Consider the following 4,249-nt stretch of genomic DNA (forward strand, 5'->3'; position numbering starts at 1 on the left):
GGGCAGCGCTTCGCGGCATAGCGAATAGCGAATAGCGAATAGCGAATAGAACGCCATCTCGGGTAATCTCTACTCGCTACTCCCTATTCGCTACTCGCTCACGGAATGTCTTCCGGCCTTCGCCCCGGCCGACTCCGATAGGCCGCAAACGACCAGCCGAATTTAAGCGCCCCGCCGCGCACGACGAACGCGCCCGCGAAGCCGAGCAGGCTGGACGCCAGCGTCGGCAGGCCGGCAAGATCGCCAAGGGTGAAGATGGCGGCGCCCGCCAGGGCGGCCGTGACATAGATTTCGGGCCTGAGCAGCACCGAAGGCTCGCCGGCAAGCAGGTCGCGCAAGATGCCGCCGGAGGTCGCCGTCAGCACGCCCGTGATGACGGACACGACAGGCGAACCGGTGATGGCCAGCCCCTTTGCCGCGCCCATCACCGAGAACGCGGCAAGGCCGACGGCATCGAGCCAGAGCAGCAGCTTGTAGCGGGATTCGAAGCGGTGGGCGCTGAAGAAGACCAGCACCGCGACGACCGCGCAGATCAGCACATAGCCGCTGTTGGCGACCCAGAATACGGGCAGGTTGAGGATGACGTCGCGTAGCGTCCCGCCGCCGATGCCGGTGATGCTGGCCAGGAACAGGAAGCCGATAATATCAAGCTGCTTGCGCGATGCGGCAAGCGCGCCCGTCGCCGCGAAGACGGCGACGCCGGCATAGTCGAGCAAGGCGATGGGGTTCAAGGACATAGGGGAGTAGGGCAGTAAGGGAGTAGGGCAATAGGGAAAGTTGAATAGCATAGAACCGCGTCAAAGTACGGTTCCGCTTCCCCTACTCCCTTAGTGCCCTACTCCCTTACTCCCCTATTCACGCATCCTTCTCGGCCTGCTCGTTCACCGGGCCGGGCTCGACCTTCGCCTCGGCGGTTGCCTTCGGGCCACCCTTGGCAACACCGACCATCGCCGGCCGCAACACGCGCTCGCCGATCGAATAGCCGGGCTGCACCACCTGCACGACGGTGCCGGCCGGGACCTCCGGATTGGGCACTTCGAACATCGCTTGGTGGAAGTTCGGATCGAACTTCTCGCCTTCGGGCGCGAGTTTCTTCACGCCGTGGCGCTCCAGCGCCGAAAGCATGGCGCGTTCGGTGAGGTCGACACCCTCGATAAGCGCCTTGAAGCCGGCATCGCCGGAAGCCTTGGCCTCGGCCGGAATGGCATCGAGCGCGCGGCGCAGATTGTCCGATACAGACAGCATGTCGCGCGCGAAATTGGCCACCGCGTAAGTGCGCGCGTCATGCACGTCGCGCGCGGTGCGCCGCCGCAAATTCTCCATTTCGGCCGCGACGCGCAACGCGCGGTCCTTCAGTTCCTCGTTTTCCTTCAGCAGCCGCACGAGCGCTTCATAGTCGCCGTCGACGCCACCTTCCGCGCGCTCGCCGGAAGCCTGGGTGGCTTCCATATCTTCGGGCGTGCGTTCGTCTTTTGCCTGGTCGCTCATCGCCGTTTCCCGTCATTCGGATTGGTCTGGATTTGCGCCCGATATCGAGGTTTGGAGGCCAAAAATCAAGGGGTAAGCGCTCGCCGCCGATGCCGAACCATCGTTCCAAATTAATTCAAATTTTACCGTATCACGCGGCTTTGCTTGCCCTCGAATGCCGTTGCGGGAACCATAAACGGGCTGGAGGAGTTTCGAAGCCGACACAGGATTTTGGGACGATGAACGGCAACAACGGCAACCGGCGCGCCGAATTGGCCAACGATATCAGGCGGCAGGCGGGCAGCGAAACGACGAAGCGCTTTCTGCGCACCTTGCCGGCGTTTCGCCTGGAAAAAGAGGTGCCTCGGCGACTGAGCGACCTGCTTGACCGCCTGGACGCCGCGAATGCCAGGAAAGCAGGTGGCGAGCGGCGTCGATAGCCGCGCGCGCGGTTAGAGCAATTCCGGGAAAAGTGTGTAGCGGTTTTCCGTCCGGAATTGCGCAATGAACAAGTTCAGGCCGCCTTTCGGTCGTCGCGCATCAGCGCTTCGCCATGCCGGATCTCCGTGCCGAGCACCTTCAGGCATTCCCGCATGAAAGCGGCAAGGCCCGGCCAGCCTTTCGCCGACACCAGATTGCCGTCGACATGCGCGCCGGTCGGGGCGACGTCGACATAGATACCGCCGGCAAGCGTCACTTCCGGCTCGCAATACTGCAGCGCCGCCACTTTCTTGCCGCGCACCACGCCGTCGACCGCGATCAGGATCTGCACACCGTGGCAAATGGTGAAGATCGGCTTGCCGGTCTCGTGGAAATGCCTGACCAGCGCCTGCACGCGCTTGTCGATGCGGATATATTCCGGTCCGCGCCCGCCCGCCGCGTAAACCGCGTCATAGTCGGCCGGGTTCACCTCGGCGAAGGTCTTGTTGAGGATGTAGTCGTGGCCGAGTTTTTCGGTATAGGTCTGGTGGCCTTCGAAGTCGTGCAACGAGGTCTTAAGCACGTCGCCCGCCTTCTTGTCGGGGCATACGACATGGACGGTGTGCCCCACCGCGTGCATGGCCTGTTCAAAGACGAAAATCTCGTATTCCTCGCTGAACTCGCCAACGAGCATCAATATCTTCTTGCCGGCCATGCCGTTCCTCCCTTAGCTGGCTATTTATTTCGGGGTGAAAATAATAGCCCTATCCTAAGGTGAGGACGACAAAAGGGGAAGCGCAAATCGCCAAATTGGTCTGACCAGATGGATTCGATCCTATCGGAAGGCGTGCAAAGGCGAGATCATCGCGACAGAACCGAAGATGGCTGGTCCGACCAAGACCGACGATCAGACCGCAGCCCGGATCATGTCCGCGGCCTTCTCCGCGATCATGATCGTCGGCGCATTGGTGTTGCCGCCGATCAGGGTCGGCATCACCGAGGCATCGACCACACGCAACCCTTCCAGCCCGCGCACCTTGAGCTGCGGGTCGACCACGGCCATGTCGTCGACGCCCATCTTGCAGGTGCCGGCCGGGTGGTAGATCGTGTCGGCGCGCGCCCTGATATGCGCCATCAGCTCGGCATCGCTCGACGCGCCTGCAGTGTAGATTTCCCTGGCGCGATATTTCGCCAGCGCCGGCGCCTCCAATATGGCGCGCATCATTCGCACGCCCTTGAGCAGAAGCTCGGCGTCGCGCTCGTCCTCGAGGAAGTGCGGATCGATGCGCGGCGCCGCCAGCGGATCCCGGCTCATCAGACCCACCTCGCCGCGCGAATGCGGCCGCAGCACGCAGACATGGCAGGAAAACCCATAGCCCATATGCAGCTTGCGGCCATGGTCGTCGACGATGGCGATGCAGAAATGCAATTGCAGGTCGGGCCGCTCGATCGCCGGGTCGGATTTCAGAAAAGCGCCGCCTTCGGCATAGGGGGTGGCGATCATGCCGGTTCCGTCCCTGCGCCAGCGCAGCATGTGCCGGATCAGGCCCGGCATGCCGCTGAGGCCGATGCCCATCAAATCCGTCTGCCTGGACTTCCAGGCGAGGATGAAATCGAGATGATCCTGCAGGTTCCTGCCGACGCCCGGCAATTCGTGGACAAGCGGAATGCCGTGCGCCGCAAGCTCGACCGCCGGTCCGATGCCCGAGAGCAGGAGCATTTGCGGCGAACCGAACGCCCCGCCGCAAAGAATGACCTCGCGCCTGGCTTCCGCCACGTCTTCCCTTTTACCGCTACGGTAGCGCACGCCAGTGGCGCGCCTGCCGTTCAGCACCACGCCCGTCGCATGCGCGCCGGTGACCACGGTGAGGTTCGGCCGGTTCATCGCCGGATGCAGATAGGCCGCCGCCGCCGAGCAGCGCTCGCCATTGCGGCGCTCACCCCAGAACTGCGTCACCTGATAGAGGCCGGCCCCTTCCTGCTCCGGCCCGTTGAAATCGTCGTTCAGCCTGATCTGGATTTCGCCGCAGGCCTCGACGAAAGCCCTGGAGATCGCGCGCGGCTCCTGCTGCTCGCAGACCCTGAGCGGCCCGTCGCCGCCATGCAGCGTGTCGGCCCCTCGCTGATTGCCTTCGGCGCGCCGGAAATAGGGCAGCACCTCGTCCCACGACCAGCCGTCGCAGCCAAGCTCGGCCCATTCGTCATAGTCGCGGCGATTGCCCCGCGTGTAAAGCATGGCGTTGATGGCGCTGGAGCCACCCAAGCCCTTCCCGCGCGGCTGATAGCCCCTGCGGCCGTTGAGACCTTCCTGCGGTACCGTCTGGAAGCCCCAATTGTTGATCTTCGGCCGTCCAGGCAGCAG

Annotated in this window: 5 protein-coding genes; 1 reads left to right on the forward strand and 4 read right to left on the reverse strand. The window is 63.5% G+C overall.

The window, feature by feature from the left end; all coding sequences use genetic code 11:
* Positions 1 to 98: 98 nt before the first annotated feature.
* The gene (locus tag EOA28_RS26705; protein WP_126083706.1) at positions 99 to 731 is read right to left on the reverse strand and encodes a trimeric intracellular cation channel family protein; all 633 of its coding nucleotides are present in this window, start codon (positions 729 to 731) and stop codon (positions 99 to 101) included.
* Positions 732 to 855: 124 nt separating this feature from the next.
* On the reverse strand, positions 856 to 1,488 hold the full coding sequence (gene grpE, locus EOA28_RS26710) for a nucleotide exchange factor GrpE (protein WP_042641032.1): 633 nt from the start codon (positions 1,486 to 1,488) through the stop codon (positions 856 to 858).
* 218 nt (positions 1,489 to 1,706) lie between these two features.
* Here grpE and EOA28_RS26715 point away from each other — a divergent pair, with 218 nt between their 5' ends.
* Positions 1,707 to 1,907, forward strand: coding sequence for a hypothetical protein (locus EOA28_RS26715; protein ID WP_127250031.1), 201 nt, complete (start codon positions 1,707 to 1,709; stop codon positions 1,905 to 1,907).
* A gap of 74 nt (positions 1,908 to 1,981) precedes the next feature.
* Here the strand turns inward: EOA28_RS26715 and EOA28_RS26720 are convergent, their stop codons facing one another.
* Together EOA28_RS26720 and EOA28_RS26725 are read right to left on the reverse strand one after the other, a co-directional pair.
* Positions 1,982 to 2,602, reverse strand: coding sequence for a DJ-1/PfpI family protein (locus EOA28_RS26720; protein ID WP_126081180.1), 621 nt, complete (start codon positions 2,600 to 2,602; stop codon positions 1,982 to 1,984).
* Positions 2,603 to 2,794: 192 nt separating this feature from the next.
* Positions 2,795 to 4,249, reverse strand: a 1,455-nt coding sequence (locus EOA28_RS26725; protein WP_128315449.1) for a GMC family oxidoreductase N-terminal domain-containing protein, incomplete at its 5' end; no start/stop codon positions are given.

This window comes from Mesorhizobium sp. M2A.F.Ca.ET.067.02.1.1 (assembly GCF_004023285.1).
Lineage (GTDB): Bacteria > Pseudomonadota > Alphaproteobacteria > Rhizobiales > Rhizobiaceae > Mesorhizobium.